Here is a 377-nt window from a genome sequence, read left to right as displayed (position 1 = left end):
GGTTGTATGGTGCCTCGAGGCGGAATCGAACCACCGACACGAGGATTTTCAATCCTCTGCTCTACCAACTGAGCTATCGAGGCGATAAATGGTGCCGACTACCGGAATCGAACTGGTGACCTACTGATTACAAGTCAGTTGCTCTACCAACTGAGCTAAGTCGGCACACTTTATCTGCTTTGTTTTCCCGCATTACTGCCAGAAAAACTAATGTGGCGGAGAGATAGGGATTTGAACCCTAGATACGCTATTAACGTATGCCGGTTTTCAAGACCGGTGCTTTCAACCACTCAGCCATCTCTCCGTAAGTGCGGCGAATAATATGGGATACCTCGGACCTTGTAAACCCCTAAAAATGTCGTTCGAACAACATTTGG

3 tRNA genes are annotated in these 377 nt (G+C 47.7%); all 3 read right to left on the bottom strand.

Features of this window, described 5'->3' with window-relative positions:
• Positions 1-7: 7 nt before the first annotated feature.
• The 3 genes from A8L45_RS23490 to A8L45_RS23480 all read right to left on the bottom strand — a co-directional run bounded on the left by A8L45_RS23490 (position 8) and on the right by A8L45_RS23480 (position 304).
• Positions 8-83: transfer RNA gene (locus A8L45_RS23490), tRNA-Phe, on the bottom strand.
• 6 nt (positions 84-89) lie between these two features.
• A tRNA-Thr gene (locus A8L45_RS23485) sits at positions 90-165 on the bottom strand.
• A gap of 48 nt (positions 166-213) precedes the next feature.
• Positions 214-304: transfer RNA gene (locus A8L45_RS23480), tRNA-Ser, on the bottom strand.
• Positions 305-377: the final 73 nt, after the last annotated feature.

Origin of the sequence: Veronia pacifica (assembly GCF_001707825.1) — a bacterium.
In the GTDB taxonomy this organism is placed as follows: domain Bacteria; phylum Pseudomonadota; class Gammaproteobacteria; order Enterobacterales; family Vibrionaceae; genus Veronia; species Veronia pacifica.
Note: the sequence above shows the minus strand (reverse complement) of the source record. Positions and strands in the feature narration are given on the sequence as shown.